This is a genomic window from Photobacterium ganghwense (genome assembly GCF_017329545.1).
Taxonomy (GTDB): domain Bacteria; phylum Pseudomonadota; class Gammaproteobacteria; order Enterobacterales; family Vibrionaceae; genus Photobacterium; species Photobacterium ganghwense.
This window is the reverse complement of the sequence record NZ_CP071325.1, coordinates 3,166,439-3,192,636: the sequence shown is the minus strand read 5'-3', so window position 1 is coordinate 3,192,636 and position 26,198 is coordinate 3,166,439. Positions and strand designations below refer to the sequence as shown.

General features: G+C 53.3%; 19 protein-coding genes and 3 rRNA genes. 16 read left to right on the top strand and 6 right to left on the bottom strand.

The genetic code is table 11. From position 1 onward, the window contains the following. Positions 1–40: 40 nt before the first annotated feature. Positions 41–928: a KPN_02809 family neutral zinc metallopeptidase gene (ypfJ, locus tag FH974_RS14370; RefSeq protein WP_047887614.1), complete on the bottom strand. Its 888-nt coding sequence runs from the start codon at positions 926–928 to the stop codon at positions 41–43. A gap of 484 nt (positions 929–1,412) precedes the next feature. Between ypfJ and pspG the strand changes: the two genes are divergently transcribed. The 6 genes from pspG to FH974_RS14340 all read left to right on the top strand — a co-directional run bounded on the left by pspG (position 1,413) and on the right by FH974_RS14340 (position 7,237). Continuing rightward, a complete protein-coding gene (pspG, locus tag FH974_RS14365; RefSeq protein WP_047887615.1) occupies positions 1,413–1,721 on the top strand; it encodes an envelope stress response protein PspG in 309 nt (102 codons plus the stop codon). A 120-nt stretch (positions 1,722–1,841) separates the two neighbouring features. After that, positions 1,842–2,477, top strand: a complete 636-nt coding sequence (locus FH974_RS14360) for a TIGR04219 family outer membrane beta-barrel protein (RefSeq protein WP_047887616.1) — start codon at positions 1,842–1,844, stop codon at positions 2,475–2,477. 116 nt (positions 2,478–2,593) lie between these two features. Further along, a complete protein-coding gene (locus FH974_RS14355) occupies positions 2,594–2,827 on the top strand; it encodes a hypothetical protein (RefSeq protein WP_047887617.1) in 234 nt (77 codons plus the stop codon). A gap of 147 nt (positions 2,828–2,974) precedes the next feature. Then, positions 2,975–4,792 (top strand): assimilatory sulfite reductase (NADPH) flavoprotein subunit, encoded by a 1,818-nt coding sequence (locus FH974_RS14350; protein ID WP_047887618.1) that lies wholly within the window; start codon positions 2,975–2,977, stop codon positions 4,790–4,792. Then, a complete protein-coding gene (cysI, locus tag FH974_RS14345) occupies positions 4,792–6,483 on the top strand; it encodes an assimilatory sulfite reductase (NADPH) hemoprotein subunit (RefSeq protein WP_047887619.1) in 1,692 nt (563 codons plus the stop codon). Before FH974_RS14350 ends, cysI begins: the two co-directional genes overlap by 1 nt. Then, positions 6,476–7,237 (top strand): phosphoadenylyl-sulfate reductase, encoded by a 762-nt coding sequence (locus tag FH974_RS14340; RefSeq protein WP_047887620.1) that lies wholly within the window; start codon positions 6,476–6,478, stop codon positions 7,235–7,237. The genes cysI and FH974_RS14340 overlap by 8 nt, the downstream gene beginning before the upstream one ends. A 284-nt stretch (positions 7,238–7,521) precedes the next feature. Here FH974_RS14340 and FH974_RS14335 read toward each other — a convergent pair whose 3' ends face one another. Together FH974_RS14335 and bamJ are read right to left on the bottom strand one after the other, a co-directional pair. Continuing rightward, positions 7,522–8,004, bottom strand: coding sequence for a DUF2780 domain-containing protein (locus tag FH974_RS14335; RefSeq protein WP_047887621.1), 483 nt, complete (start codon positions 8,002–8,004; stop codon positions 7,522–7,524). Between the two features lie 181 nt (positions 8,005–8,185). Continuing rightward, positions 8,186–8,806: a BamJ family beta-barrel-assembly machinery protein gene (bamJ, locus tag FH974_RS14330; protein WP_047887622.1), complete on the bottom strand. Its 621-nt coding sequence runs from the start codon at positions 8,804–8,806 to the stop codon at positions 8,186–8,188. Positions 8,807–8,929: 123 nt separating this feature from the next. Between bamJ and FH974_RS14325 the strand changes: the two genes are divergently transcribed. After that, positions 8,930–9,658: a LysM-like peptidoglycan-binding domain-containing protein gene (locus FH974_RS14325; RefSeq protein WP_047887623.1), complete on the top strand. Its 729-nt coding sequence runs from the start codon at positions 8,930–8,932 to the stop codon at positions 9,656–9,658. Positions 9,659–9,761: 103 nt separating this feature from the next. Here FH974_RS14325 and FH974_RS14320 read toward each other — a convergent pair whose 3' ends face one another. The 3 genes from FH974_RS14320 to FH974_RS14310 all read right to left on the bottom strand — a co-directional run bounded on the left by FH974_RS14320 (position 9,762) and on the right by FH974_RS14310 (position 12,959). Beyond that, a complete protein-coding gene (locus tag FH974_RS14320) occupies positions 9,762–10,232 on the bottom strand; it encodes a GNAT family N-acetyltransferase (protein ID WP_047887624.1) in 471 nt (156 codons plus the stop codon). Between the two features lie 93 nt (positions 10,233–10,325). Next, entirely contained in the window at positions 10,326–10,898 is a 573-nt protein-coding gene (locus FH974_RS14315) for a Crp/Fnr family transcriptional regulator (protein WP_047887625.1), read from the bottom strand. 99 nt (positions 10,899–10,997) lie between these two features. Then, entirely contained in the window at positions 10,998–12,959 is a 1,962-nt protein-coding gene (locus tag FH974_RS14310; protein WP_047887626.1) for a bifunctional 2',3'-cyclic-nucleotide 2'-phosphodiesterase/3'-nucleotidase, read from the bottom strand. A gap of 395 nt (positions 12,960–13,354) precedes the next feature. Between FH974_RS14310 and cysG the strand changes: the two genes are divergently transcribed. The 9 genes from cysG (at position 13,355) to rrf (ending at position 25,951) form a co-directional block, all read left to right on the top strand. Further along, positions 13,355–14,779, top strand: a complete 1,425-nt coding sequence (gene cysG / locus FH974_RS14305) for a siroheme synthase CysG (protein ID WP_047887627.1) — start codon at positions 13,355–13,357, stop codon at positions 14,777–14,779. Between the two features lie 13 nt (positions 14,780–14,792). Next, positions 14,793–15,701, top strand: coding sequence for a sulfate adenylyltransferase subunit CysD (cysD, locus tag FH974_RS14300; protein ID WP_047887628.1), 909 nt, complete (start codon positions 14,793–14,795; stop codon positions 15,699–15,701). Between the two features lie 10 nt (positions 15,702–15,711). Continuing rightward, the gene (cysN, locus tag FH974_RS14295) at positions 15,712–17,142 is read left to right on the top strand and encodes a sulfate adenylyltransferase subunit CysN (protein ID WP_047887629.1); all 1,431 of its coding nucleotides are present in this window, start codon (positions 15,712–15,714) and stop codon (positions 17,140–17,142) included. Between the two features lie 5 nt (positions 17,143–17,147). Next, positions 17,148–18,875 carry an SLC13 family permease gene (locus FH974_RS14290; protein WP_047887630.1) on the top strand — a complete coding sequence of 576 codons (1,728 nt, stop codon included), beginning with the start codon at positions 17,148–17,150 and terminating at the stop codon, positions 18,873–18,875. Positions 18,876–18,900: 25 nt separating this feature from the next. Continuing rightward, complete coding sequence (gene cysC, locus FH974_RS14285; protein ID WP_047887631.1) at positions 18,901–19,521, top strand: adenylyl-sulfate kinase; 621 nt, start codon at positions 18,901–18,903, stop codon at positions 19,519–19,521. A 13-nt stretch (positions 19,522–19,534) separates the two neighbouring features. Further along, a complete protein-coding gene (gene cysQ, locus FH974_RS14280) occupies positions 19,535–20,281 on the top strand; it encodes a 3'(2'),5'-bisphosphate nucleotidase CysQ (RefSeq protein ID WP_107193937.1) in 747 nt (248 codons plus the stop codon). Positions 20,282–20,954: 673 nt separating this feature from the next. After that, positions 20,955–22,506, top strand: a 16S ribosomal RNA gene (locus FH974_RS14275). Between the two features lie 320 nt (positions 22,507–22,826). Then, positions 22,827–25,719 (top strand): 23S ribosomal RNA (locus tag FH974_RS14270). Between the two features lie 116 nt (positions 25,720–25,835). Further along, positions 25,836–25,951: ribosomal RNA gene (gene rrf / locus FH974_RS14265) — 5S ribosomal RNA — on the top strand. Together the 16S, 23S and 5S rRNA genes form the textbook arrangement of a ribosomal RNA operon. Positions 25,952–26,198 lie beyond the last annotated feature (247 nt).

Sequence of the window (26,198 nt, the reverse complement as noted above, 5' to 3'; positions counted from 1 at the left end):
GGTGGGAATGTTGAGAGTCAGACACTCATTTAGCGGAAATTTACGGCATTGCGGCAAAGGTATTGCAGTTGTCCGGATCGCCTGACTGGAAGCCTTTTTTAAACCATTCCACCCGTTGCTTCGATGAACCGTGGGTAAACGCATCTGGCTGCACCGCTCGTCCGGCCATTTCCTGTAATCTGTCATCCCCGACGGAGCTGGCCGCCTGCAGCCCCTCCTCAATATCGCCCGGCTCTAACAGCTGCATTTCGTTATGTACATAGTACCCCCAGACCCCGGCATAACAATCAGCCTGCAATTCCAGCATGACGCTGAGCTGGTTGGCGTCGGTTTCGCTGGCCTGTTTCTGCATCTGGGCGACCCGACTGCTGGTCCCCAGCACATTCTGGACATGGTGGCCGACCTCATGGGCGATCACATAGGCAAATGCAAAATCGCCCGGTGCGCCAAGTTTTTTCAGGGCATTCATAAAACTTAAATCAAGGTACACCTTGCTGTCAGCCGGGCAGTAAAACGGCCCGGATTGTGCTTGACCGGCTCCGCAGCCGCCGGTCATGGTCAGGTTGGTATACAACACCAGCTGTGGTTCCGGGTATTGTCCCGGCAGCAGGGCATTCCAGACGGTTTCGGTGGTGCCCAGAATGGCCGCGACAAACTGCGCATTTTCATCCTCCTCCGGTATTCCCTGTTGGGTGCCCGGCTGATTGCTGAGTCCGGAATTTGGCAAGCCCACCTGCGTGACGCCACCGGTAAAATATTGGTAGGCGAGGTAAATTCCCCCAAGCACGAGAATGACTTTCCCGATTTTGGTTTTCAGCAGGAAAGGCAGAAAACGCAGCAGGCCGGCGATGGCCAGACCGGACTGTGCCGGTCCTTGCCCTCGGCGATCATCAATATTGGTACTTCGTTTGGATTGGCGCCAACGCATACTTGCTCCTCGTTCAATCCTGATGGCTCTACCTTAGTCTGGCGGAAGTCCGCCAAATTGCGTATGCCAATTGCGAGATGTTGTCCTGCTGTGATTAGCTGGCTTGTCGGGTAAGCCGATGCCGAGGGGGATATCGTGGTACAGACTCAGGCAGGGAAAGGGATGGCGAATTTAACGAAACCTTAGCCAAAGACGCCGAAGAAGTGAGGATATATACAATGCGCTTGATAGTATCTTTTTGATTTTACGATGATAAATGGATTCTTGAAAATGGCCTGATTTGTGCAGTGGTTCAGCAAGGTAGTCTAGAACAATGCGTCAGACAGCCGACCCTGATAGCTGACCCAGACAATTAGCGCAGGGAGTAGGCTGACTTTCACGATGCTTCAGAATAGATTTCAGATAAGTAATGCCTGTCACCGCGTAGCGGGATGCTGGGGTATAAGCCACAATCAGCAGGGCATAATAAAGGAGAAAATGAACGATGGTTGAATTCTTATTTTTAATGGCGTTTGCCTTTGTCCTGGTGATCACCGGCGTGAGTGCGGTCGGGATGATTCTTGCCATGGTAGTCGGCTTTATCGTCATGGCGGTGGCCGGAATGATTGGCGTGGTGTTTGATTTGCTGCCGTGGATCATTCTGATTGCGGTCGCGGTCTGGGCGTATCGCCGTTACCAGGGACCTCGTAACCTGAGCGGAACAACGGAGCGATTCGGGACTTATTATCGTCATAGCCACCGTCAGTACCGTCGTGGGGATTACCGCCGGTTTGACCGCGATGATCGCCGTTAACCCCTTGTGGGCAATGGGGTCGGAGGAGGCCGGATAAGCCGACACAATTGCGGCTTTCTCAGACATCATCTGTTATAGTCTTCGCCGTTTGATAGACCAATAATAGAGTGGAGACTCATCATGAATAAATTGACGCTAACTGCGCTGGCAGGGGCTATGGCACTGGCAGCAGCAGTACCGGCACAGGCGGATGTGCTGTTGGGCGCAAAAGTGGGTGCGGATGCGTGGTTTACCGATGCCAAAATCAACGACAGCAGTGCGGCCGCTGACAGCCACACTTCTGGCTCTTACTACCTGGCGCTGGAGCACTTCATTCCTCTGGTACCAAACGTGCGTCTGCGTTACACCAATGTGGACAACGGTGCGGTGTCTTTCGGCCAGACGGATTACACGCTGTACTATGAGATCCTGGACAACGACGCGATCGCTTTCGACCTGGGTCTGACAATGGCGAAATTCAATGCCGGTCAGTTCGGTGCCGAACGTTTCAGCGAATGGCAACCAGCGCTGTACGGTAATGTTGAAGTCGGTATCCCGATGACGCCGGTGTCTTTCTTCGGTGATGTAAACTACGGCAACTATGACAGCACCCGTACGCTGGATGCCCTGGCAGGCGTGAAGTGGACGGTGCCGCTGGTGGTGGATCTGAACCTGCGCGCTGGCTACCGCGTGATGGACTATGATTTTGATTTCGTTCGCAATGGCGGCGACTTCAAAACTGACGGTTGGTTTGCCGGTGTTGAAATCGATCTGTAATTGATTGATTCATTTTTATTCTTGAAAAAGCCACGCTGCGTCGTGGCTTTTTTGTTGCCTGTTTTCCGGGTTCTGTACCATTTTTATAGAAGGTTAGGCGGTAGGGAAGAAATCGTATGACATTAACCGAATTACAGCGCCTGTATGATTCGAGCGAAATTGTCGAAGCCGTTATTGAGCCTTCTATTCAGGCGAATGGCTGGATCGTGGAATTTCGTCATCGGCGTGGCGGATTCGTTCCGCTGACTGACGGGGCAGGGAGCGAGAAATGTTATCGCGACATTGATACTGCCACCGAGCGTGCGTTTGAGGTGGGATTCCACCAGGTGCGCATTGCAGATACCTTCTGACTCTTCTGCCGCTGACTCGTCCACTCTCCTGACTCAGCGGCGTATTTCCCCATACAAAAAGTTATAAAACATTCTTATCTATTCTTTCTTGTTATTTCCTTGAGTAGCTAATCTAACCCCTACGCAATGTAAAGGGATCGTCGTGTCATGTTACTTAAGGAACTTTCCGCTCTGGCCAGCCCGCTTAATGATCAGCAAATAGGTCAACTCCAGCAGGCTGTCGCCGAGCTCTCACCACAGCAATTAGCGTGGATCAGTGGATATTTTTGGGGTCTGAGTCAGACTCCGTCAGTCGGGCAGACTGTGCCCGCTCAGCAGCCGGCCGTGGCAGTTGCCAGCCAGCCAGCCGGTAAGTTGACCATCATTTATGCGTCTCAGACCGGCAATGCCAAGGGTGTTGCCCAGGCGCTGAAAGCAGAAGCGGATGCCGCTGGGATCAGCGCGGAGCTGTTCTCTGCTGGTGACTACAAAGGTAAAAATCTGGCCAAAGAAACCCATGTCATCATCGTGGCGTCAACCCATGGTGAAGGGGAAGCACCGGATGATGCCATTGAGTTACATGAATTCCTGCAATCGAAAAAAGCACCTAAGCTGCCGAACCTGCAATACGCGGTCATCGGCTTGGGAGATTCCAGCTACGAATTTTTCTGCCAGACGGCAAAAGATTTTGATGCCTACCTGGCGAAGCTGGGCGCGCGTCCGATGCTGGAGCGTCTCGACTGTGACGTGGATTACGATGCGCCGGCTGCGGCGTGGCGGGCAGAGGCGCTGGATAAAGTGCAGGAGACTCTGGTAACGGCTGACGCTCAGGTGGTCACGCTGCCGGTCGGGCAGGCCGTGGCAAGCGTATCGGCCTACACCAAACAGAACCCGTATGCTGCGACGCTGCTGACCAGCCAGAAAATTACCGGGCGCAACTCAGGCAAAGATGTGCGTCATGTCGAGATTGATCTGGAAGGCTCCGGCCTGACTTATCAGCCGGGTGATGCGCTGGGTGTTTGGTATGACAATGACCCCGTACTGGCTGACGCCATTCTGGCCAAAGCCGGTTTGAGCGGTGAAGAAAGCGTTGATGTGGATGGCCAGGCGGTATCTCTGCGCGACGCGCTGATAAACAGCTACGAAGTGACGGCGGCAAACCCACAGCTGGTGACCCGTTACGCGGATCTGTCCGGCAGCAAGAAGCTGGCCAAGCTGGTGGAAGACAAAGATAAGCTGCGTGAGTACGCCGCCAACACCCAGGTGGTCGACGTACTGGCGGAGAAAAAAACAGCGCTGACTGCCGAACAGCTGCTGGGTTTGCTGCGTCGTCTGACACCTCGCCTGTACTCCATTGCATCCAGCCAGGAAGAAGTTGGTGAAGAAGTGCACTTGACTGTCGGGTTGGTGGAATATGCTCACGCTGAGGAAACCCGTCAGGGCGGTGCGTCCAGCTTCCTGTCCCGTCGTCTGGAAGAAGGTGAGTCGGTAAAAGTCTTTGTTGAGTCGAATAACCATTTCAAACTGCCTGCTGACGATAATACTCCGGTGATCATGATTGGTCCGGGGACGGGAATTGCGCCATTCCGGGCCTTTGTGCAGGAGCGTGATAACCGTGGCGCTGAAGGTAAGAACTGGCTGTTCTTTGGCGATCGGACATTTACCGAAGACTTCCTGTACCAGGTGGAATGGCAGAAATACCTCAAAGACGGTGTCGTGAACCGGATTGACGTGGCTTTCAGCCGCGATCAGGCCGAGAAAGTGTACGTGCAGCACCGCCTGCTGGAGCATGCAGCCGAAGTCTGGAAATGGCTGCAGGACGGCGCCCATGTTTATGTGTGCGGTGATGCCAACCATATGGCGAAAGATGTCCACGATGCTCTGCTGACCATTGCCGAGCAGCAAGGCAACCAGAGTCGTGAACAGGCCGAGCAATACCTCAGTGAACTGCGTAAGAACAAGCGTTATCAAAAGGATGTCTACTAATGAGCGAGCAAAAACTATCAGATAACGAACGCCTCAAGCGTGAAAGTAACTTCCTGCGCGGGACCATTGCTGACGATCTGCAAGACCGGATGACTGGCGGCTTTACCGCTGACAACTTCCAGCTGATCCGCTTCCACGGCATGTACCAGCAGGATGACCGGGATTTCCGTGCCGAGCGTGCCAAACAGAAGCTGGAGCCGCTGCACAATGTGATGCTGCGAGCCCGTATGCCGGGCGGTATCATTACTCCGCCGCAATGGCTGGCGATTGATAAGTTTGCGGAAGAACATTCACTGTACGGCAGTATCCGTCTGACGACCCGCCAGACGTTCCAGTTCCACGGGGTGCTCAAGCCAAACATCAAACTGATGCACCAGACCCTGAACAAGATTGGGATCGACTCGATTGCCACCGCCGGTGACGTGAACCGTAACGTTCTGTGTACCAGCAATCCGGTGGAATCCGAGTTGCATCAGGAAGCCTACGAGTGGGCGAAAAAGATCAGTGAACACTTGCTGCCGAAAACCCGTGCGTATGCCGAGATCTGGCTCGACGGTGAAAAGCTGGAAAGCACGGACGAAGAGCCGATTCTGGGCAGCACCTATTTGCCACGGAAGTTTAAAACCACGGTCGTGATCCCGCCGCAGAATGATGTGGATGTTCACGCCAATGACCTGAACTTTGTTGCGATTGCGGATAACGGCAAGCTGGTCGGCTTTAACGTCCTGGTGGGTGGTGGCCTGGCGATGACCCACGGGGATAAAACCACATACCCGCGCCGTGCGGATGACTTCGGATTTATCCCGCTGGAGAAAACGCTGGAGGTGGCGGCAGCGGTCGTGACGACCCAACGTGACTGGGGGAACCGCTCGAACCGTAAGAATGCGAAAACCAAATACACCCTGGATCGGGTTGGGGTGGATGTCTTCAAAGCCGAAGTGGAAAAACGTGCCGGGGTGGCCTTTGAGCAAAGCCGTCCGTATGAATTCACCGAGCGCGGCGATCGTATCGGTTGGGTGGAAGGTATCGACGGTAAGCACCACCTGACACTGTTTATTGAAAATGGCCGTTTGTTGGACTTCCCGGGTAAACCGCTGAAAACCGGGGTCGCAGAAATTGCCCGTATCCATCACGGTGACTTCCGCATGACCGCTAACCAGAACCTGATTGTGGCTGGTGTGGCGGCAGAGGATAAAGCGACGATCGAAAAGATCGCCCGCGATCACGGCCTGATCGATGATACGGTCAGTGAGCAGCGTAAAAACTCCATGGCGTGTGTGGCGTTGCCGACCTGTCCGCTGGCGATGGCTGAGGCAGAGCGTTTTCTGCCGGAGTTTGTGACGGACGTTGAACAGCTGCTGAGCAAGCACAGCCTGCCGCAGGAAGAGAACGTGATTTTGCGGGTTACAGGCTGCCCGAACGGCTGTGGCCGTGCGATGCTGGCGGAAATCGGTCTGGTCGGTAAAGCGCCGGGCCGTTACAACCTGCATCTGGGCGGCAACCGTAACGGGACCCGTATTCCGAAGATGTACCTGGAAAACATCACGGTTGAGCAGATCATGGCTGAACTCGACAGCCTGATCGGCCGCTGGGCGCAGGAGCGTCAAGACGGTGAAGCATTTGGTGATTTCACCATCCGTGCCGGAATTATCGAGCCGGTGCTGATCTCTAAGAGGGATTTCTATGCCTGATGTGAAACTTGCCGCGTTGCTGGAGAAAAGCAAAGTCGAGCAGATCCTGGAGCTAGCCAGTATCAATGCTGAGCTGGAAGGGTTATCAGCGCAGGCGCGGATTCGCTGGGCGCTGGACAACCTGCCGGGGCAGTTCGCGCTGGCGTCCAGCTTCGGTATTCAGTCGGCGGTGATGCTGCATATGGTCACCCGCGAGCAGGCTGATATTCCGGTGATTCTGACTGATACCGGCTATCTGTTCCCGGAAACCTATCAGTTTATTGATCAGCTGACTGAGCGTTTGAAGCTGAACCTGCATGTGTACCGGGCGGAACTGACCCCGCAATGGCAGGAGGCACGCTTTGGCCGCCTGTGGGAGCAGGGGGTTGACGGCATCAAACAGTACAACCGCATCAACAAAGTCGAACCGATGCGCCGTGCACTGGATGAGCTGAATGTCAGCGCCTGGTTCTCTGGACTGCGTCGTGAACAGTCATCGACCCGGGCAACGCTGCCGGTACTGGCGATCCAGAATGGTGTATTCAAGTTCCTGCCGCTGATTGACTGGACGAATCAGGACATTGATGCCTATCTGGCGCAGTATGATCTGCCGTATCACCCGCTGTGGGATCAGGGTTACCTGTCGGTTGGCGATACCCACACGACCCGTAAGTGGGAGCCGGGCATGAAAGAAGAGGAAACACGCTTCTTTGGCCTCAAGCGTGAGTGTGGGCTGCATGAAGATGATGTGGAAACCGATGGTTCCGGCATCTGACAGGCGCAGTGATGTGGCTTGGCATGTAAGTTGGTGATCTAGTGACCTAGTGATTGGGAAACTGGGTGACGAGACCCGGAGAGTGGGTAGTAGGGTTCAGTAATACGGGGGCTTTGCTGCGTTGCTCTGATGACGACTTCGAGACTTGCACCTGTCCTTAACACGCGGAGATGAAAAAGCCTTACCTGTTCGCAGGTAAGGCTTTGTTATTTTTACATCCCGCTGACAGAGGCTACAGGGCAGACAGGTATCTTGCCGTCGCGTGTCACACGGAGGCAAACGGCTTATTGTGCCGCTGGAGCCCAGATGTTACCCAGTGACTGCAGCAGGCCGGCGCTGGCACCCTGGTTACCCAGGAATTGCAGGACAACCGGGACAAACTGGCTGACCATGCTGGCATCCATACCCAGTGCGGCAAAGATTTTGTTGATGGTTTCCATGTTACCCAGCAGAGCGCCAATGCCCGGAGGTAGGCTGCCAGTCAGGGCTTCTGCACCCGGAATCATTTTGGCCAGCTCTGTGGCTTGTGATCCAGACAGTTGGCTGGTTGCGGCGGATAGCAGGGCACCAGCACCACCGGCGGCTTGCTCCGGCGTTACGCCCAGCTGAGTGCTCAGCAGGCTGGCCAGTGGGTTCTCGGCAACCGCTTCAGTGGTTTTGCTGCCGAACAGATCCGTCAGGCTGAAAGCTGAGCTGGTGGCTGGCATCATGAGCAGACCAGTCAGTGAGCCGATAACAAGGATACGTCGAGACCAAGTTGCTGACATCTTATTTCTCCAAGGGTGGTCGTCTTCTGGGCAAGGCCAGTATCGACCGGGTTAATAAACCTTTTGCCGGTGAGCATCGGGAAAAGGCTGGGGGATATCTGACAGGCAGATGGTACTAAAATTCAGTCGGGACGATCAAAAAACGGTGCCGAAGCACCGTTTTTGGTCTTCCTCGGAAGGATTACAGGATATCCAGAAGTTCTACTTCGAATACCAGAGCAGCAAATGGAGGGATAGCTGTACCCGCACCACGCTCGCCGTAGGCCAGATCGTGAGGGATGTACAGTTTCCATTTAGAGCCAACAGGCATCATTTGCAGGGCTTCAACCCAGCCTTTGATCACGCCTGTTACTGGGAATTCTGCTGGTTGACCGCGCTTAACAGAGCTGTCGAATACAGTACCGTCAGTCAGCTCACCGTGGTAGTGAACGCGAACTTGTTTGTCTGCTGTAGGGATGTCACCCTGACCTTCAACCAGGATCTCGTACTGCAGGCCAGATTCAGTCACTGTAACTTCAGGGCGTAGTGCGTTATCTTTTAGGAACGCTTCGCCTTCCGCTGCTGCTGCTTTCGCTTGCTCTTGGCGAGCAGCTTCGGCACGAGTGTGAAGTTCACGCAGGGCATTGTTGATCTCGTCTACTTCGATTTCTGGCATGTCGCCAGTCAGTGAAGTCGCGATACCTTTAGCAATGGCTGCCACATTCAGGCCTTCCAGGCCGCTTTGTGCCAGCTGTTGGCCCATTTGAAGACCGATACCGTAGCTTGCTTTAGATTCAACTGTATCTAGTTTTACGTCAGACATGGTGTCATCTCTTTGGTAGAGTGAATGAAGCAGGCAGGATAACAGTTTCACCCCCTGAGGGTAAACCATTGTGACATGCTGTCTTGAGTCAAGCATGAATTGGAAAGCGCTGGAGTGTTGTTTATGGGACAGGCCAAACGCCGCACACAAAAGAAAACAGAATTTACATGGCCCCGCGTCACGTTTGATAAGGCCTCGCTGCTGGCAATGCGGGAAAAACTGAAAACCCGACTGGCACCGGTAACGGAAAAATGGCAACAGTTACCGCGCTTCCACCGTCGTGCGCTGATGGTGCTGGCACCGTTGCTGGCTATTCTGCTGATGCTGCCGAGCCGTGCGCCGGTCCCGGCTGAAAACAGTGACCCGGTGCGACGAGAACTGTCACTTCAGTTGAATGAGCCTCAGCCGGAACAGGTGGTGGTTGGTGATCGTGCAGAACCGGCTTCGCCGAAACGGGAGGTGGTCGAGCAGCGTCTGCGGCCACTCAATCCGCCACCGGCCGCTCAAACCAAGCCGGTCCCGGCAAAACCAGTAGCTGCTTCTGGCCAGGCGACCCAGAACGCCTCGGCGTCTGCTCCGTCGTCATCGCAGCCGTGGGTGCAGTACAAAGTGAAAAGTGGTGAAACGTTGGCGATGATTTTCCGTGAACGTTCGCTGCCGCTGGCGGATCTGTATGCCCTGGCCGCTATTGAAGGAAAAGACAAACCTCTGAGTCAGGTTCAGGCAGGTCAGTTGCTGCGTTATCGGCAAACCGCTGGCGGGGGACTGGATGCCTTGCAAATCGAAGGGCGCAGCGGTGAGCCGGTGATGTTTTTCCGCCGCTCCGACGGCAGCTTTGTGCGTAGCCAGTAGCCGGCGCATCAGCCAGATAGTCGTATCCCCTGGCTCTCACTTCCCGGAAGACCAATAAGCAAAAAGCCACCGAACTGTCGGTGGCTTTTTGCTGGTAGGACGCTCAGGGCTGGTCAGCATTGACCGCCTTGGGTAGCCGCATATCAATATGGGGAATACCGTCTTCCAGGTATTCTGCCGAAATCGGCTCAAATCCGTAACGACAATAATAAGGCTGGAGGTGTGACTGGGCGCCGATATCAATAGTTTGACCGGGCCAGTGATGTTCTGCCAGGCGCAGACCTTCAGCCAGTAACCGGTGACCAAGCCCGTTGCCGCGCGCCGTGGCTGCGGTGGCAACCCGGCCAAGGCTGACGTTGGGGTAAGTCGTGCCCGGTGCCAGCAAGCGCAGATAGGCAACCAGCTGGTTGTCCTGATAGCCCAGAAGGTGACGCGTTCCCGGGGCGCGATCATGATCGTCCAGTTCCGGATAAGGACATGCTTGCTCCACCACGAACACATCGCAGCGCAGTTTCAGGCAATCGTATAGCTGGTGGGTGGTCAGTTGATCAAAACTCAGGCAGTGCCACTGCATCTTCTCTCCTCGTTACCATATCTCATCGCTCAGGATGCGGTCAGCATAATGCATACTGACCGCCTGTGCATTTACAAAAGCGAACTATCACGGTTACGGGTGCGGTGAATCCTGGCGCTTGCGGATTCGGCTCAGGCTGGTCGCGGTCACGCCCAGGTAAGAGGCCAGCTGGTAATCGGTCACCCGTTCCAGCAATTCCGGGAAGCTATCGCAAAACAGTTGTAAGCGTTGCTCCGGACTGTGGAGCAGCATGAATCGCTCCTTATGTTCCTTGAAACGAAGCTGACGTTCGAGCAGTCGGACATACAGGGGATTGCGTTGCTCTCGCCAATGATTGAGCAGGCTGATTGGCAGGGCTAGCAGGTGGCTGGCCGACAGGGTTTCCAGCAAATACGGTGAGGCTGAGCCGGTCAGCAGGCTCTCAAAGCCGATCAGGATGTCCTGATCCCAGTAAAATTCCTTGCTGAACTGTTTTCCCTGGGGAGTCAGGTAGCAGGCGTGGCAAACGCCATCAATCAGAAAATAGACGGAGTCAGGGGCGGCGCCCTGATTGAGCAGAACATGGCGAGTCGGCAACTCGAGCGGACTGGCAACCGCCAGGGCTTCGTTCACTGTTGCGTCACAGGCTCCGTGTTCGCGAAGAAACTCGGCGAAGACCGCATGCATGGTGATAAACCTATCTAGGGTGATAATGCCGGAATCATAGCAAAAAAATACCGCAGCAGAAGCTGCGGTATGCAGTACATTTTCTTATGGCTGGAGCCGTTATTTTTGCAGGTCGATGCGGTAAACCGCAAAGCCGACTTTGTCGGTACCGACCTGTTTCATCGGGTACTGGCCTTTGCTCTGAATAAATCCGGCTGCTTTTTCGCCCGGTGCAGTTTCAAACGTGATATTCAGGCGTTTGTCACTCTTGAGCGGCGTGAAGTGCCAGTTGTTGTCTGCGCTCGGGACGACCTGCCCGCGTTCTTTACTGATGCGGGAGATGTAGTCAGCAACAACCGTGCGGTTTTCATCCGGGGAAGCAAAGGCAACGTAAGCTTCGCCAGTGCCGGCAAACTTCCCGCTGTAGGCACGGTAGTTGTTGGTGGCAATAATGAACGGCTGTGCCGGGTCGACCGGTTTACCGTTATAAGTCAGGTTCCCGATCCGTTCTGCTTGCGCGTTGATCAGTTTACATTCACCGTCGTAGCGGGCGGGTTGGGACACATCGATGCTGTAGTTCACACCGTCAATGACATCGAAGTTATAGGTGCGGAAACCATCCCAGTTAATTAGTCCCTGCGGTTGCTCGGATTGGGTATCAATCTGGTTAAACTGACCGGCGGAACACTCCAGCCATTCCTTCACTTCTTTGCCGGTGACTTTCATCGCCACCAGGGTATTCGGGTACAGGTACAGATCGGCGGCATTGCGGAATGTCAGCTGACCGGATTCCACTTCGGTGAAATTGGTTGGATCGTTACCACGACCGCCGGCTTTAAATGGTGCGGCGGCGGACAGAACCGGAATGCCGTCCAGGTCGGGATCGCCCTGAATAAAGCGCTCAACATAATCTTTCTGTGCCAGATTGACGATCTGCACGGTCGGATCATCCTGCACCAGTGCCAGGAAGCTGTACATCACATCGCTGGCCTGGCCGATCGGCTGGTTCACAAAATCCCGGGTCCCTTTGTGTTCGGCTTTGATCGCATCAACCAGTTTCGGGTCAGCCTCAACCAGCGCTTCACCTTTGTATTTGTCAAAAATCGGCCGGGCTTCGGTCTGAGCAGCGGTGACTTTCCAGCTCTCGCCGTCTTTTTCCAGTACCAGATCCATAACCCCCAGGTGATCGCCCCAGCGGCCCGGCATCACGGCAGCGACACCATTGATGGTGCCTTTCTCGATATCGGTGTTAGGTAGCTGCGCGAACGCCTCGCCCGGGAAAACCGCATGGGAGTGCCCAAAGGCGATAGCGTCAATCCCCTCGACTTGCGTCAGGTAGTAGACCGAGTTTTCCGCCATCACTTTGTAAGGATCTGCCGAGACTCCTGAATGCGGAATAGCCACGATGATGTCCGCCCCTTCGGCCTTCATCTGCGGGACGAATTTTTCTGCGGTTTGCTTGATGTCTTTGGCTTCGACTTTGCCTTCCAGGTTCTTCTTATCCCAGATCAGGATCTGCGGCGGCACGAAACCGATGTAGCCGACCTTGACGTCATGCTCGCCACCCTCGGTATCTTTGAAGGTGTACGATTTGATGAGGTAAGGCGTAAACAGGTTCTTGCCGGTTTTCAGATCGTACACGTTGGCATTGATGTACGGGAAGCTAGCTCCCGCCAGGGATGCCTTGAGGAAATCGAGTCCATAGTTGAACTCATGGTTCCCCAGGTTGCCGACCTCGTAGTCCAGCAGGTTCATGGCTTTATAAACCGGGTGCACCTCGCCGTTTTTCAGGCCCTTGGCTGCCATGTAATCGCCCATTGGGCTGCCCTGAATCAGGTCACCGTTGTCGACCAGAATGCTGTTGGTGACTTCGCCGCGAGCCTGCTGCACCAGCGTGGCGGTACGCACCAGACCTGTTTTCAGGGTCGGCTTGTCTTTGTAGTAGTCGTAATCCATGACATTGGTATGAATGTCAGTGGTTTCCAGAATGCGAAGCTTAATGGTATCGGCCATTGCAGGACCGGCTGCTGCCAGCAGGCCGCTCAGAATAGCGATAGACAGAGGTTTGGCTGAGAGCTTCATGGATATCTCCGTGATCACAGGAAAGAGGAAAGCGTGCATAAGGTAGCAAAAAGTGTGTACATGTTTGGTGACATGATTGCCTTAATGTGCCGGAGATCTCTATTTTCTTTCCGTGCCGGGGAAATATGCCGACGCATTCAGTATCGGGAGGCCATCACAGCCCACCGGATGCTAGGCCAAAAAGTGATAGCATAGTTGAAAAAAGACTAACCGTAGCCGCTGGTTAGGCGACAATTCCCATCATCTGCAGGATTTTGCCTATTCTGGCTCCCTTCCCGTCCCATTCCGCCCGTAGCTCAAACATTTTGGAATAAAAAATGAAATTTTAGAATTTCAGGTCATATTTACGCCCCTCTATAGTGCTCCTAATTAACGAGATTGCGGGAGCACGGAACATGGATTATCTGCCGATATTTGCTGACTTAAAGCGTCGACCATGCCTGGTGGTAGGCGGAAATGATATTGCCTGGCGCAAAACCCGCATGCTGCTGAAAGCCGGTGCAGATGTCCGGGTGATTGCCGAAGCGCTGTCTCCGGAATTCCAGTATGCCGTTGAGCAGGGTCAGGTGACCCATATCGGTACCATTTTCTCGCCCAGCGATCTGGACGGCATTTTCCTGGCGATTGCCGCCACCGAGCGAAAAGCCGTGAATGCACTGGTCTACCAGTCTGCCAATCAGCGGCAGGTACTGGTAAACGTGGTGGATGACACTCAGCGATGCAGCTTTATTGTGCCGTCGATTGTGGATCGCTCCCCGATTATCGTCGCTGTGTCGTCTTCCGGTCAGGCTCCGGTACTGGCCCGCCTGGTACGTGAGCGACTGGAAGCCCTGTTGCCGCAGCATCTCGGCACGATGGCCACCCTGGCCGGGCGTTTTCGCTCTCGCCTGACAGAAAAAGTGACCTCTTTTGCAGAGCGTCGCCGTTTCTGGGAGCAGGCGTTCGCCGGACGCTTTGCCTCTTTGGTCGCCAAAGGCGATCACGCAGCTGCCGAGCTGGAGCTGGAAGCGTTGGCCAACGGGGTGGAATCCCGTGGTGAAGTGGCGCTGATTGGGGCCGGTCCCGGTGATGCCAGCCTGCTGACGCTACGAGCCCTGCAGCTCATGCAGCAGGCCGATGTCGTGTTGTATGACTATCTGGTGTCAGACGAAGTGATGGATCTGGTTCGCCGGGATGCGGAACTGATCAGTGTCGGTAAAAAAGCCGGGTTCCACAGTGTGCCGCAGGAAGAGACCAACCGCCTGTTGGTGCAGTATGCGTCGCAGGGCAAACGGGTGGTACGCCTGAAAGGCGGGGATCCGTTTGTGTTCGGGCGCGGTGGCGAAGAGCTGGAAGTGCTGTTCGATGCCAATATCCCGTTTGAAGTCGTGCCGGGCATTACGGCCGCAGCCGGGGCAACGGCCTATGCCGGGATCCCGCTGACCCACCGTGACTATGCCCAAACTGCCATGTTCGTGACCGGTCATATCAAGCCGGACGGCAAACAGTTGGAATGGCACACGCTGGCACGGGGCAATCAAACTCTGGTGATCTACATGGGGCTGATGAATTCTCTGGATATTCAACTAAATTTAATTAGACATGGACGTGCTCCAGACACCCCGATTGCTATCATTGAGCGTGGTACCCAGCGTTCGCAAAAAGTATTTAAAGGTCAGCTGTCTGAGCTGGCTGATCTCGCTCAACAAGCTGCCTCACCGTCGCTGATTGTGGTTGGTGAAGTGGTAAACCTTTCAGAAAAACTACATTGGTTCGGCAAGCAGGAACAGCAATTGCATAACACGTTTGATGAGCAATCAACGGTTGTGAAGCTGGCTTAGCATGGAGAGAGTAATGGACCCTAAACGACTTACCCACCTTAAGCAGCTGGAAGCGGAGAGCATTCACATCATCCGTGAAGTCGCTGCGGAATTTGATAACCCCGTCATGATGTACTCGATCGGCAAAGATTCATCGGTCATGTTGCATCTGGCACGTAAGGCCTTTTATCCGGGCAAGATTCCGTTTCCATTGCTGCACGTGGATACCGATTGGAAATTCCGCGAAATGATCGAGTTTCGTGATCGTACGGCGCAGAAATACGGCTTTGAATTGCTGGTGCATAAGAATCCGGAAGGGCTGGCGATGGGGATCAACCCATTCACTCACGGTTCGTCAAAGCACACCGACATCATGAAGACTCAGGGGCTGAAGCAGGCGCTGAATAAATACGGTTTTGACGCGGCCTTCGGCGGCGCGCGCCGGGACGAGGAAAAGTCTCGTGCCAAAGAGCGGGTGTACTCGTTCCGTGACAAAAACCACACCTGGGATCCGAAGAACCAGCGTCCGGAATTGTGGCATACCTACAATGGCCAGATTAACAAAGGGGAAAGCATCCGAGTCTTCCCGCTGTCGAACTGGACCGAGCTGGATATCTGGCAATACATCTATCTGGAAGGGATTGAAATCGTGCCGCTGTACCTGTCGGCCGTTCGTCCGGTGGTTGAGCGTGATGGCATGCTGATCATGGTGGATGATGATCGGATGGAACTGAAGCCGGGTGAGCAGATTGAACACAAGAGCGTCCGTTTCCGTACCCTTGGCTGTTACCCGCTGACCGGGGCTATTGAGTCTGAAGCGAATACCTTGCCAGGCATCATCGAAGAGATGCTGGTGGCAACGTCCAGTGAACGTCAGGGACGGGCGATCGACCACGATCAGTCCGGTTCGATGGAGCTGAAGAAGCGTCAGGGTTATTTCTAAGGAGAGCAGGATGAACAGTGTAATTGAACAACAAGTGGCTGAGTTAGGCATTGAAGCCTACCTGGATCAGCACCAGAACAAATCCCTGCTGCGTTTCCTGACCTGTGGTTCGGTGGATGACGGTAAAAGTACCCTGATTGGTCGACTGCTGCATGACTCGCAGCAGATTTATGAAGATCAGCTGGCCGCGATTCACGCTGACAGCCAGAAAGTTGGCACGACCGGTGATAAACCGGATCTGGCGTTGCTGGTGGACGGCCTACAGGCTGAACGCGAACAGGGCATCACAATTGATGTGGCGTATCGCTATTTTTCTACCAAACAGCGCAAGTTCATCATTGCCGATACCCCGGGGCATGAGCAATACACCCGTAATATGGCAACCGGTGCATCGACCTGTGATGTGGCTGTGATTCTGATTGATGCCCGTAAAGGGGTACTGGATCAAACCCGACGCCATTCCTACATCGCCAGTCTGCTGGGGATCCGCCATTTTATCGTGGCGGTGAACAAGATGGATCTGGTGGGCTTTGAGCAATCGCGCTTCGATGCCATCCGGGATGAATACCTGACATTTGCAGCCCAGCTAAATGCTGAACTGGATATCAAGTTGGTGCCGTTGTCCGCGCTGGATGGTGACAACGTGGTGGAGCTGAGTGACAGCACCCCTTGGTATGACGGGGAATCTTTGCTGTCACTGCTGGAAACGGTGGATATCAGTAAAGATCGTCAGTCCGGTGAATTCCGTCTGCCGGTGCAATATGTCAACCGCCCGAATCTCGATTTCCGTGGGTTCGCTGGTACGGTTGCATCCGGCGTGGTACGTGTCGGGGACGCAATCAAAGCATTGCCATCCGGTAAAACCTCGATCGTGGATCGCATTGTGACTTTTGATGGTGATCTGCCGCAAGCGGTTGCCGGTCAGGCCGTGACTCTGACTCTGGCCGATGAGATTGATATCAGCCGTGGTGATACCTTGGTACCGATAACCAGCAACGTGGCGCTGAGTAACCGTCTGCTGGCGGATGTGGTCTGGATGGCGGAAGCGCCGCTGCAGGTCGGTCGTCAGTACGATATTAAAGTCGCGGGCAAGAAAACGGTCGGTTCGGTCGAAGTCATTCGTCACCAGGTCGACATTAATAACCTGCAAACGTTTGAGACGCCTGAGTTGCCGCTGAACGGAATAGGCCTGTGTGAAATCAACCTGACTGAGTCCATTGCGGCAGACAGCTACGCACAATGCCCGGATACCGGTGGGTTTATCTTCATTGACCGACTGACCAATGTCACGGTTGGTGCGGGGATGGTACGTGAAGCACTGGCTGAGCAACACACGGCCACCACGGCCCAATATTCAGCTTTTGAGATTGAATTGAATGCTCTGATCCGTAAGCACTTCCCACACTGGGATGCCAAGGACATCAGTAAGCTATTGGGGTAACGCACATGGGATGGGAACAGGGAATGGTTTTCGCCATGTTGTTGGTCATCATCAGCTGTTTGCTGCTGACCCGAATCAAACCTGCGTTCCTGTTTGCAGGCGCCGCGTTTATCGGGTTCCAGTTAGGTTTGATTGATTTACCGACACTGGCGGGGAATTTTACCAATTCGTCGTTACTGACACTGGTGCTGTTGATCCTGGTTTCCATTGCTTTGGAGAAAACGCGGTTGGTGAGCTGGGTAGGCCGCCAACTGTCTCAGGGCGGACAATCTACCGTTGTCGCAAAACTGGGCTTATCAACAGCGTTTCTTTCCTCATTCACGAACAACACCGCCGTGGTGGTATCGCTGATTGGCGCCATCAAGCGTAATCAGCGTCATGCGCCTTCTCGATTGCTGATCCCGCTGTCGTATACGGCAATCCTCGGTGGCACGCTGACCCTCATCGGCACCTCGACTAACCTCATCGTTAACAGCTTTGTTGAAGACGCCGGGTTGCCGAGTCTGGGCTTTTTTGCTCCGACGGCTATTGGTGTCGCGGTATTGGTGGTCGGGCTGGTGATTCTGATCCCTCTCAGTTACCTGTTACCGGTGCATGAGGAGCAGGGTCAGGATGATCTGCCGTACTTTCTGGAAGCCAAGATCAAAGCAGATTCGCCTTTAGTGGGAAAAACCGTTGCGGAAAACGGGCTGCGGGCTTTGCGTCGGCTCTTTCTGGCTGAAATCCTGCGTGACGGCAAAACACTGGCTCCGGTGTGTCCGGATACCCGGCTGCAGGCCGGTGACACTCTGTTGTTCTGTGGAGATGTCGAAAGTGTTACCACTTTGCAGGAAATCAGTGGATTACAGCTGTTCGGCCAACACCATTTAAATGGCCAGTCGATGCTGGAAGTGATCGTCAGCCAGTCGGCGGGGATTTGTGGAAAAACCCTGAAAAGCGCGGAATTTCGTGAAAAGTTTGATGCCGTTGTGGTCGCCATTCGCCGGGGCCACGAACGTCTGGCTGGTGGGTTGGGGAATATTGAGCTGCGTGCCGGGGATACTCTGGTGGTGGTGCCGGGTAAAACGTTTCATGAAAAACAGCGTTTGCTGAACCGTGAATTTGTGCTGGTCAGCGGGCTGGATTCCAGCGCTAAGCTGGATGGCAAAAAGAGTGCGGCTGTCCTGTTTGGGTTTGCGGCGGTCATTCTGGCTTCATTGTTTGACCTGTTGCCAATCATTAAAGGCCTGGCGGCATATTTGGTCATGCTGGTGGTGAGTGGGGTGATCTCGTTTGCCGAATTAAGACGCCGTTTCCCGGTCGACATCGTTGTGATTGTGGGCTCAGCCCTTTCGTTAGCGCAGTTGATGCTGTCTAGTGGGCTATCTGAAAGTATGGGTAACGTACTGATGTCGGCTTTTAACGGTTGGGGCATCTACGGCGGCTTGATTGCTGTGTATTTCATGACCTTGGTGCTCACCGAGCTGGTGACCAATAATGCCGCCGCGGCTCTGGCTTTTCCAATTGCATACAGTCTGGCACTAAGTTACGGGGTCGATCCGATGCCTTTTATTATGGCGATTCTGTTTGGAGCCAGTGCCAGTTTTATTTCGCCTTACGGTTATCAGACCAACCTGCTGGTCTACACCGTGGGCAATTATAGGTTAAAAGATTATTTTCGAGTTGGGCTACCGGTCTCCTGCGTATATTCCGTGGTTGTGCTGGCGTTGATCCCACGCCTCTTTCCATTTTAAGTATTGATGACAAACGGAGTTGATAATGACCTCGGCTGTACAGACTCATGATAATGACAACGTGGTGTGGCACGCTCACCAAATTGACAAAGCGTTCAGATCACAACAGAAAAAGCAGCAACCTTGCGTATTATGGTTCACCGGATTGAGCGGTGCGGGAAAATCCACCGTGGCCGGAGCGCTGGAAACTCGTCTGGCTGAATTGGGTTTTCATACCTATCTGCTTGATGGTGACAATATCCGCCATGGCTTGTGCAAAGATCTGGGATTTTCGACAGAAGATCGCCGGGAAAATATTCGCCGGATCGGCGAAGTGGCTAAGTTGATGGCCGATGCCGGATTGATTGTGCTGAGTGCGTTTATTTCCCCCCATCGTCAGGAACGACAACTGGTGCGTGACATGCTCCCGAGCGGTGAGTTTCTGGAAGTCTTTGTCGACACACCATTAGAGGAATGTGAAAAGCGTGATCCCAAAGGCTTGTATAAAAAAGCCCGCGCAGGTCAAATTAAGCACTTTACTGGAATTGACTCTGAGTACGAAAAACCTGAGGCACCAGAAATTCACCTTCAGGCTGGCGACTATACTGTCAGCGAGCTGGTGGATCAGTGTGTGGCTCAACTTAAACACAATCAGATTATCCGTTAGTAAGGAGTAACGAGTGGGGAATCAACTGTCGTCTTTATATGACATCGCAATTGCTGCCGGCAAAGTGATCATGGAGCATTATCACAGTCAGGTACAGGTAACAGAAAAAGCGGATAGCAGTCCGGTTACTGAAGCTGACTTGGCAGCCAATGCCCTGATCATTGAAGAGTTGGAAAAGCTCACTCCTGATATTCCAATCCTGTCAGAAGAATCGGCGCATACCCCGTGGCAAGAAAGGCAGAAGTGGGAGCGGTTCTGGCTGGTTGACCCTCTTGATGGCACAAAAGAGTTCCTTCGTAAAAACGGTGAGTTTACGGTGAACATCGCTTTGATCGAGCAAGGCAAGCCAGTGTTGGCTGTGGTGCATGCCCCGGCATTGAACAAAAGCTGGTTAGGCGACGGTTCTCAGGCCTGGCTGGAAACGAAAGCGGGACGCGAACGGATTCGGGTCCGACCTGCAACGGTTCCTACAGTGGTTGGCAGTCGTTCCCATCCGAGTCCTGAATTGGCAGGGTTTCTGGAAAACTTGGGCGAGCATAAAATGGCAGAGGTCGGCTCGTCTCTTAAGTTTTGTATGGTAGCGGAAGGGCGTGCTCAATATTACCCAAGGCTCGGCCCAACGATGATGTGGGATACGGCGGCGGGTCAATGTATTGCGGAAAGTGCAGGTGCTATTGTCTTGGATAAGGAAGGGCAACCTCTGCAGTATCACCGGGAAGAACTGTTAAATCCTTCTTTTATTGTTTCTCTGACAGTTTAAATCGATCATTTCCTTCAAACAGGGCTGACATTGTCAGTCCTGTTTGCATTTTGACGTTTGAAATTGTGATTTTCGGCTAAGCTTAATGAGATTTTTGAGGTAAACACTCTCAATAATTGCTGGTATTTTGTGTTTTTAACCGGTTAATGTTGTTTTTCTCATCAAGTGAGAAGAAAAGACAATATTTTACCTTGCCAATATAATAGGAGTCCCTATAATGCCGCCTCACCAGCACGGTTGGCGGTCTTGGATAAGTTATCCATAACATGTGAATAACTTGTTGGTCGATAGGTTTGATAATTTGTTGAGTGTTAAAAGCTTGACATCATCGTTTGAACGACTATGATTATCAGCCTTTCCTCAGGCTTGTATTGCTAAGTTTATAAAAACCTAGCTTTTCAAATCTGAGACCTGTCAGTAAAGGGTTTTGAGGAAATTACTTCAAAAAAAACTGTTGACAGGGTGGTTGCTTCTGGTAAGATGCGCAACCTCAGCAACGACAAGTCAATCGTTTGTTGCTGTAAGTTCTTTAACAATTTGACCATGCAATCTGTGTGGGCACTCGTGAACTGATAGTCAAAAAGATTTATCGATGAACTGAGTGACCAATTCAAAATGACTTCGGTTATTTTGGCACAGTCAATTTAATTTAGTATTCATCGAGCCAAAACTTTAATTGAAGAGTTTGATCATGGCTCAGATTGAACGCTGGCGGCAGGCCTAACACATGCAAGTCGAGCGGCAGCGACAACATTGACCCTTCGGGGGATTTGTTGGGCGGCGAGCGGCGGACGGGTGAGTAATGCCTGGGAACATGCCTTAGTGTGGGGGATAACCATTGGAAACGATGGCTAATACCGCATAATCTCTACGGAGCAAAGAGGGGGACCTTCGGGCCTCTCGCGCTAAGATTGGCCCAGGTGGGATTAGCTAGTAGGTGGGGTAACGGCTCACCTAGGCGACGATCCCTAGCTGGTCTGAGAGGATGATCAGCCACACTGGAACTGAGACACGGTCCAGACTCCTACGGGAGGCAGCAGTGGGGAATATTGCACAATGGGGGAAACCCTGATGCAGCCATGCCGCGTGTGTGAAGAAGGCCTTCGGGTTGTAAAGCACTTTCAGCAGTGAGGAAGGCGGTATCGTTAATAGCGGTATTGTTTGACGTTAGCTGCAGAAGAAGCACCGGCTAACTCCGTGCCAGCAGCCGCGGTAATACGGAGGGTGCGAGCGTTAATCGGAATTACTGGGCGTAAAGCGCATGCAGGCGGCTTGTTAAGCCAGATGTGAAAGCCCGGGGCTCAACCTCGGAATCGCATTTGGAACTGGCAGGCTAGAGTCTTGTAGAGGGGGGTAGAATTTCAGGTGTAGCGGTGAAATGCGTAGAGATCTGAAGGAATACCGGTGGCGAAGGCGGCCCCCTGGACAAAGACTGACGCTCAGATGCGAAAGCGTGGGGAGCAAACAGGATTAGATACCCTGGTAGTCCACGCCGTAAACGATGTCTACTTGGAGGTTGGTGTCTTGAACACTGGCTTTCGGAGCTAACGCGTTAAGTAGACCGCCTGGGGAGTACGGTCGCAAGATTAAAACTCAAATGAATTGACGGGGGCCCGCACAAGCGGTGGAGCATGTGGTTTAATTCGATGCAACGCGAAGAACCTTACCTACTCTTGACATCCACGGAATCCTGCAGAGATGCGGGAGTGCCTTCGGGAACCGTGAGACAGGTGCTGCATGGCTGTCGTCAGCTCGTGTTGTGAAATGTTGGGTTAAGTCCCGCAACGAGCGCAACCCTTATCCTTGTTTGCCAGCACTTCGGGTGGGAACTCCAGGGAGACTGCCGGTGATAAACCGGAGGAAGGTGGGGACGACGTCAAGTCATCATGGCCCTTACGAGTAGGGCTACACACGTGCTACAATGGCATATACAGAGGGCAGCAAGACCGCGAGGTGGAGCGAATCCCACAAAGTATGTCGTAGTCCGGATTGGAGTCTGCAACTCGACTCCATGAAGTCGGAATCGCTAGTAATCGTGGATCAGAATGCCACGGTGAATACGTTCCCGGGCCTTGTACACACCGCCCGTCACACCATGGGAGTGGGCTGCACCAGAAGTAGATAGCTTAACCTTCGGGAGGGCGTTTACCACGGTGTGGTTCATGACTGGGGTGAAGTCGTAACAAGGTAGCCCTAGGGGAACCTGGGGCTGGATCACCTCCTTACCAAAAGACTGCGCTTTGCGTAGTGTCCACACAGATTGCTTGGTTAATAAGTTAAAAACAACAGCAGAAAGCCTTAATGAATGGCGCTCGCTATTGATTAAAGCTGTTTGCTTTAATGCTCTTTAACAATCTGGAATGCTGACTAGTAATTCGATTCATACGAATCGAAATTATTGTTTCACCGAAAGGTGGAACGAGTTCTCAAGCAATACACATTCAAGTGTCTTGTGTAAGAAGAGTCCGGCAAAAACAAACTAACCATCTTAACTCAGATGGAAAACCTTGGTTGTTTGAACATACGAAACCTCTTGGGGTTGTATGGTTAAGTGACTAAGCGTACACGGTGGATGCCTGGGCAGTCAGAGGCGATGAAGGACGTACTAACTTGCGATAAGCGTAGATGAGGCAGTAAGAGCCACTTGAGTCTGCGATTTCCGAATGGGGAAACCCAGCTGCATAAGCAGTTATCATCAAGTGAATACATAGCTTGGTGAGGCGAACCGGGGGAACTGAAACATCTAAGTACCCCGAGGAAGAGAAATCAACCGAGATTCCGGCAGTAGCGGCGAGCGAAACCGGATTAGCCCTTAAGTTGGTTTGGTGTCAGGTGAATGAGCTGGAAAGCTCAGCGATACAGGGTGACAGCCCCGTAGCCGACAACACCTTATCAGTGAAAACGAGTAGGACGGGACACGTGTTATCTTGTCTGAAGATGGGGGGACCATCCTCCAAGGCTAAATACTCCTGACTGACCGATAGTGAACCAGTACCGTGAGGGAAAGGCGAAAAGAACCCCTGTGAGGGGAGTGAAATAGAACCTGAAACCGTGTACGTACAAGCAGTAGGAGCAGGCTTTCGTCCTGTGACTGCGTACCTTTTGTATAATGGGTCAGCGACTTAATTTCAGTAGCAAGGTTAACCGTATAGGGGAGCCGTAGGGAAACCGAGTCTTAACTGGGCGTGCAGTTGCTGGGATTAGACCCGAAACCGAGTGATCTAGCCATGGGCAGGTTGAAGGTGCGGTAACACGCACTGGAGGACCGAACCGACTAATGTTGAAAAATTAGCGGATGACTTGTGGCTAGGGGTGAAAGGCCAATCAAACTCGGAGATAGCTGGTTCTCCCCGAAAGCTATTTAGGTAGCGCCTCGGACGAATACTACTGGGGGTAGAGCACTGTTAAGGCTAGGGGGTCATCCCGACTTACCAACCCTTTGCAAACTCCGAATACCAGTAAGTACTATCCGGGAGACACACGGCGGGTGCTAACGTCCGTCGTGGAGAGGGAAACAACCCAGACCGCCAGCTAAGGTCCCAAAGTTATCGCTAAGTGGGAAACGATGTGGGAAGGCTCAGACAGCCAGGATGTTGGCTTAGAAGCAGCCATCATTTAAAGAAAGCGTAATAGCTCACTGGTCGAGTCGGCCTGCGCGGAAGATTTAACGGGGCTAAGCGATACACCGAAGCTGCGGCAATGCGCATTAGCGTATTGGGTAGGGGAGCGTTCTGTAAGCCGCTGAAGGTGTCCTGTAAGGGGCGCTGGAGGTATCAGAAGTGCGAATGCTGACATGAGTAACGATAAAGGGGGTGAAAAACCTCCTCGCCGGAAGACCAAGGGTTCCTGTCCAACGTTAATCGGGGCAGGGTGAGTCGACCCCTAAGGCGAGGCCGAAAGGCGTAGTCGATGGGAAACGGGTTAATATTCCCGTACTTCTTGCTATTGCGATGGGGGGACGGAGAAGGCTAGGTGGGCCTGGCGACGGTTGTCCAGGTTCAAGGGTGTAGGCTGATGGTTTAGGCAAATCCGGACCATCTTAAGGCTGAGACCCGATGTCGAGGCACCACGGTGCTGAAGTCATTGATGCCATGCTTCCGGGAAAAGCCTCTAAGCTTCAGATAGCAAGAAATCGTACCCCAAACCGACACAGGTGGTCGGGTAGAGAATACCAAGGCGCTTGAGAGAACTCGGGTGAAGGAACTAGGCAAAATGGTACCGTAACTTCGGGAGAAGGTACGCTGCTGGCGGTGAAGAGACTTGCTCTTGGAGCTGCTGGCAGTCGCAGATACCAGGTGGCTGCAACTGTTTATTAAAAACACAGCACTGTGCAAAATCGAAAGATGACGTATACGGTGTGACGCCTGCCCGGTGCCGGAAGGTTAATTGATGGGGTTATCCTTAGGGAGAAGCTCTTGATCGAAGCCCCGGTAAACGGCGGCCGTAACTATAACGGTCCTAAGGTAGCGAAATTCCTTGTCGGGTAAGTTCCGACCTGCACGAATGGCGTAATGATGGCCACGCTGTCTCCACCCGAGACTCAGTGAAATTGAAATCGCAGTGAAGATGCTGCGTACCCGCGGCTAGACGGAAAGACCCCGTGAACCTTTACTACAGCTTGGCACTGAACATTGACCCTACATGTGTAGGATAGGTGGGAGGCTTCGAAGCAGGTACGCCAGTATCTGTGGAGCCGTCCTTGAAATACCACCCTTGTAGTGTTGATGTTCTAACGTCGCCCCCTCATCGGGGGTGCGGACAGTGCCTGGTGGGTAGTTTGACTGGGGCGGTCTCCTCCCAAAGCGTAACGGAGGAGCACGAAGGTGGGCTAATCACGGTCGGACATCGTGAGGTTAGTGCAATGGCATAAGCCCGCTTGACTGCGAGAATGACGGTTCGAGCAGGTGCGAAAGCAGGTCATAGTGATCCGGTGGTTCTGAATGGAAGGGCCATCGCTCAACGGATAAAAGGTACTCCGGGGATAACAGGCTGATACCGCCCAAGAGTTCATATCGACGGCGGTGTTTGGCACCTCGATGTCGGCTCATCACATCCTGGGGCTGAAGTCGGTCCCAAGGGTATGGCTGTTCGCCATTTAAAGTGGTACGCGAGCTGGGTTTAGAACGTCGTGAGACAGTTCGGTCCCTATCTGCCGTGGGCGTTGGATGATTGAGAGGGGCTGCTCCTAGTACGAGAGGACCGGAGTGGACGAACCTCTGGTGTTCGGGTTGTGTCGCCAGACGCATTGCCCGGTAGCTAAGTTCGGAATCGATAACCGCTGAAAGCATCTAAGCGGGAAGCGAGCCTCAAGATGAGTCATCCCCAGAGCTTTAAGCTCTCTGAAGGGTTGTTCGAGACTAGAACGTTGATAGGCAGGGTGTGTAAGCGCTGTGAGGCGTTGAGCTAACCTGTACTAATTGCCCGTGCGGCTTAACCATACAACACCCAAGGGGTTTTACGGACTCCACGAGCACTTGAATGGTGTGCTTGAACTTTAGTCAGTTTTTTCCAAGATTGTGATTTGCGGCCTGCGGGCGGTGAATCAAAGAATTTGCCTGGCGACCATAGCGCTGTGGACCCACCTGATCCCATGCCGAACTCAGACGTGAAACGCAGCAGCGCCGATGGTAGTGTGGGGCCTCCCCATGTGAGAGTAGGACATCGCCAGGCACCTATTCCAGAAAGCCCGTTGGGTCACAACGGGCTTTTCTTTCGCTCCAACTGGTGAATCAGTGAGCGGAGTCACGCTAAAGTTTTTTACTGACTGAAAAAGTAGAGAATTTTACCTTGACTTAAACGCTGGGAGGCGTATTATACGCGTCCTGACTTGCTGAAGCGCTTCGCGCTAACGCATTGAAAGTCAACGTTCTTTAACAATTTGACCATGCAATCTGTGTGGGCACTCGTGAACTGATAG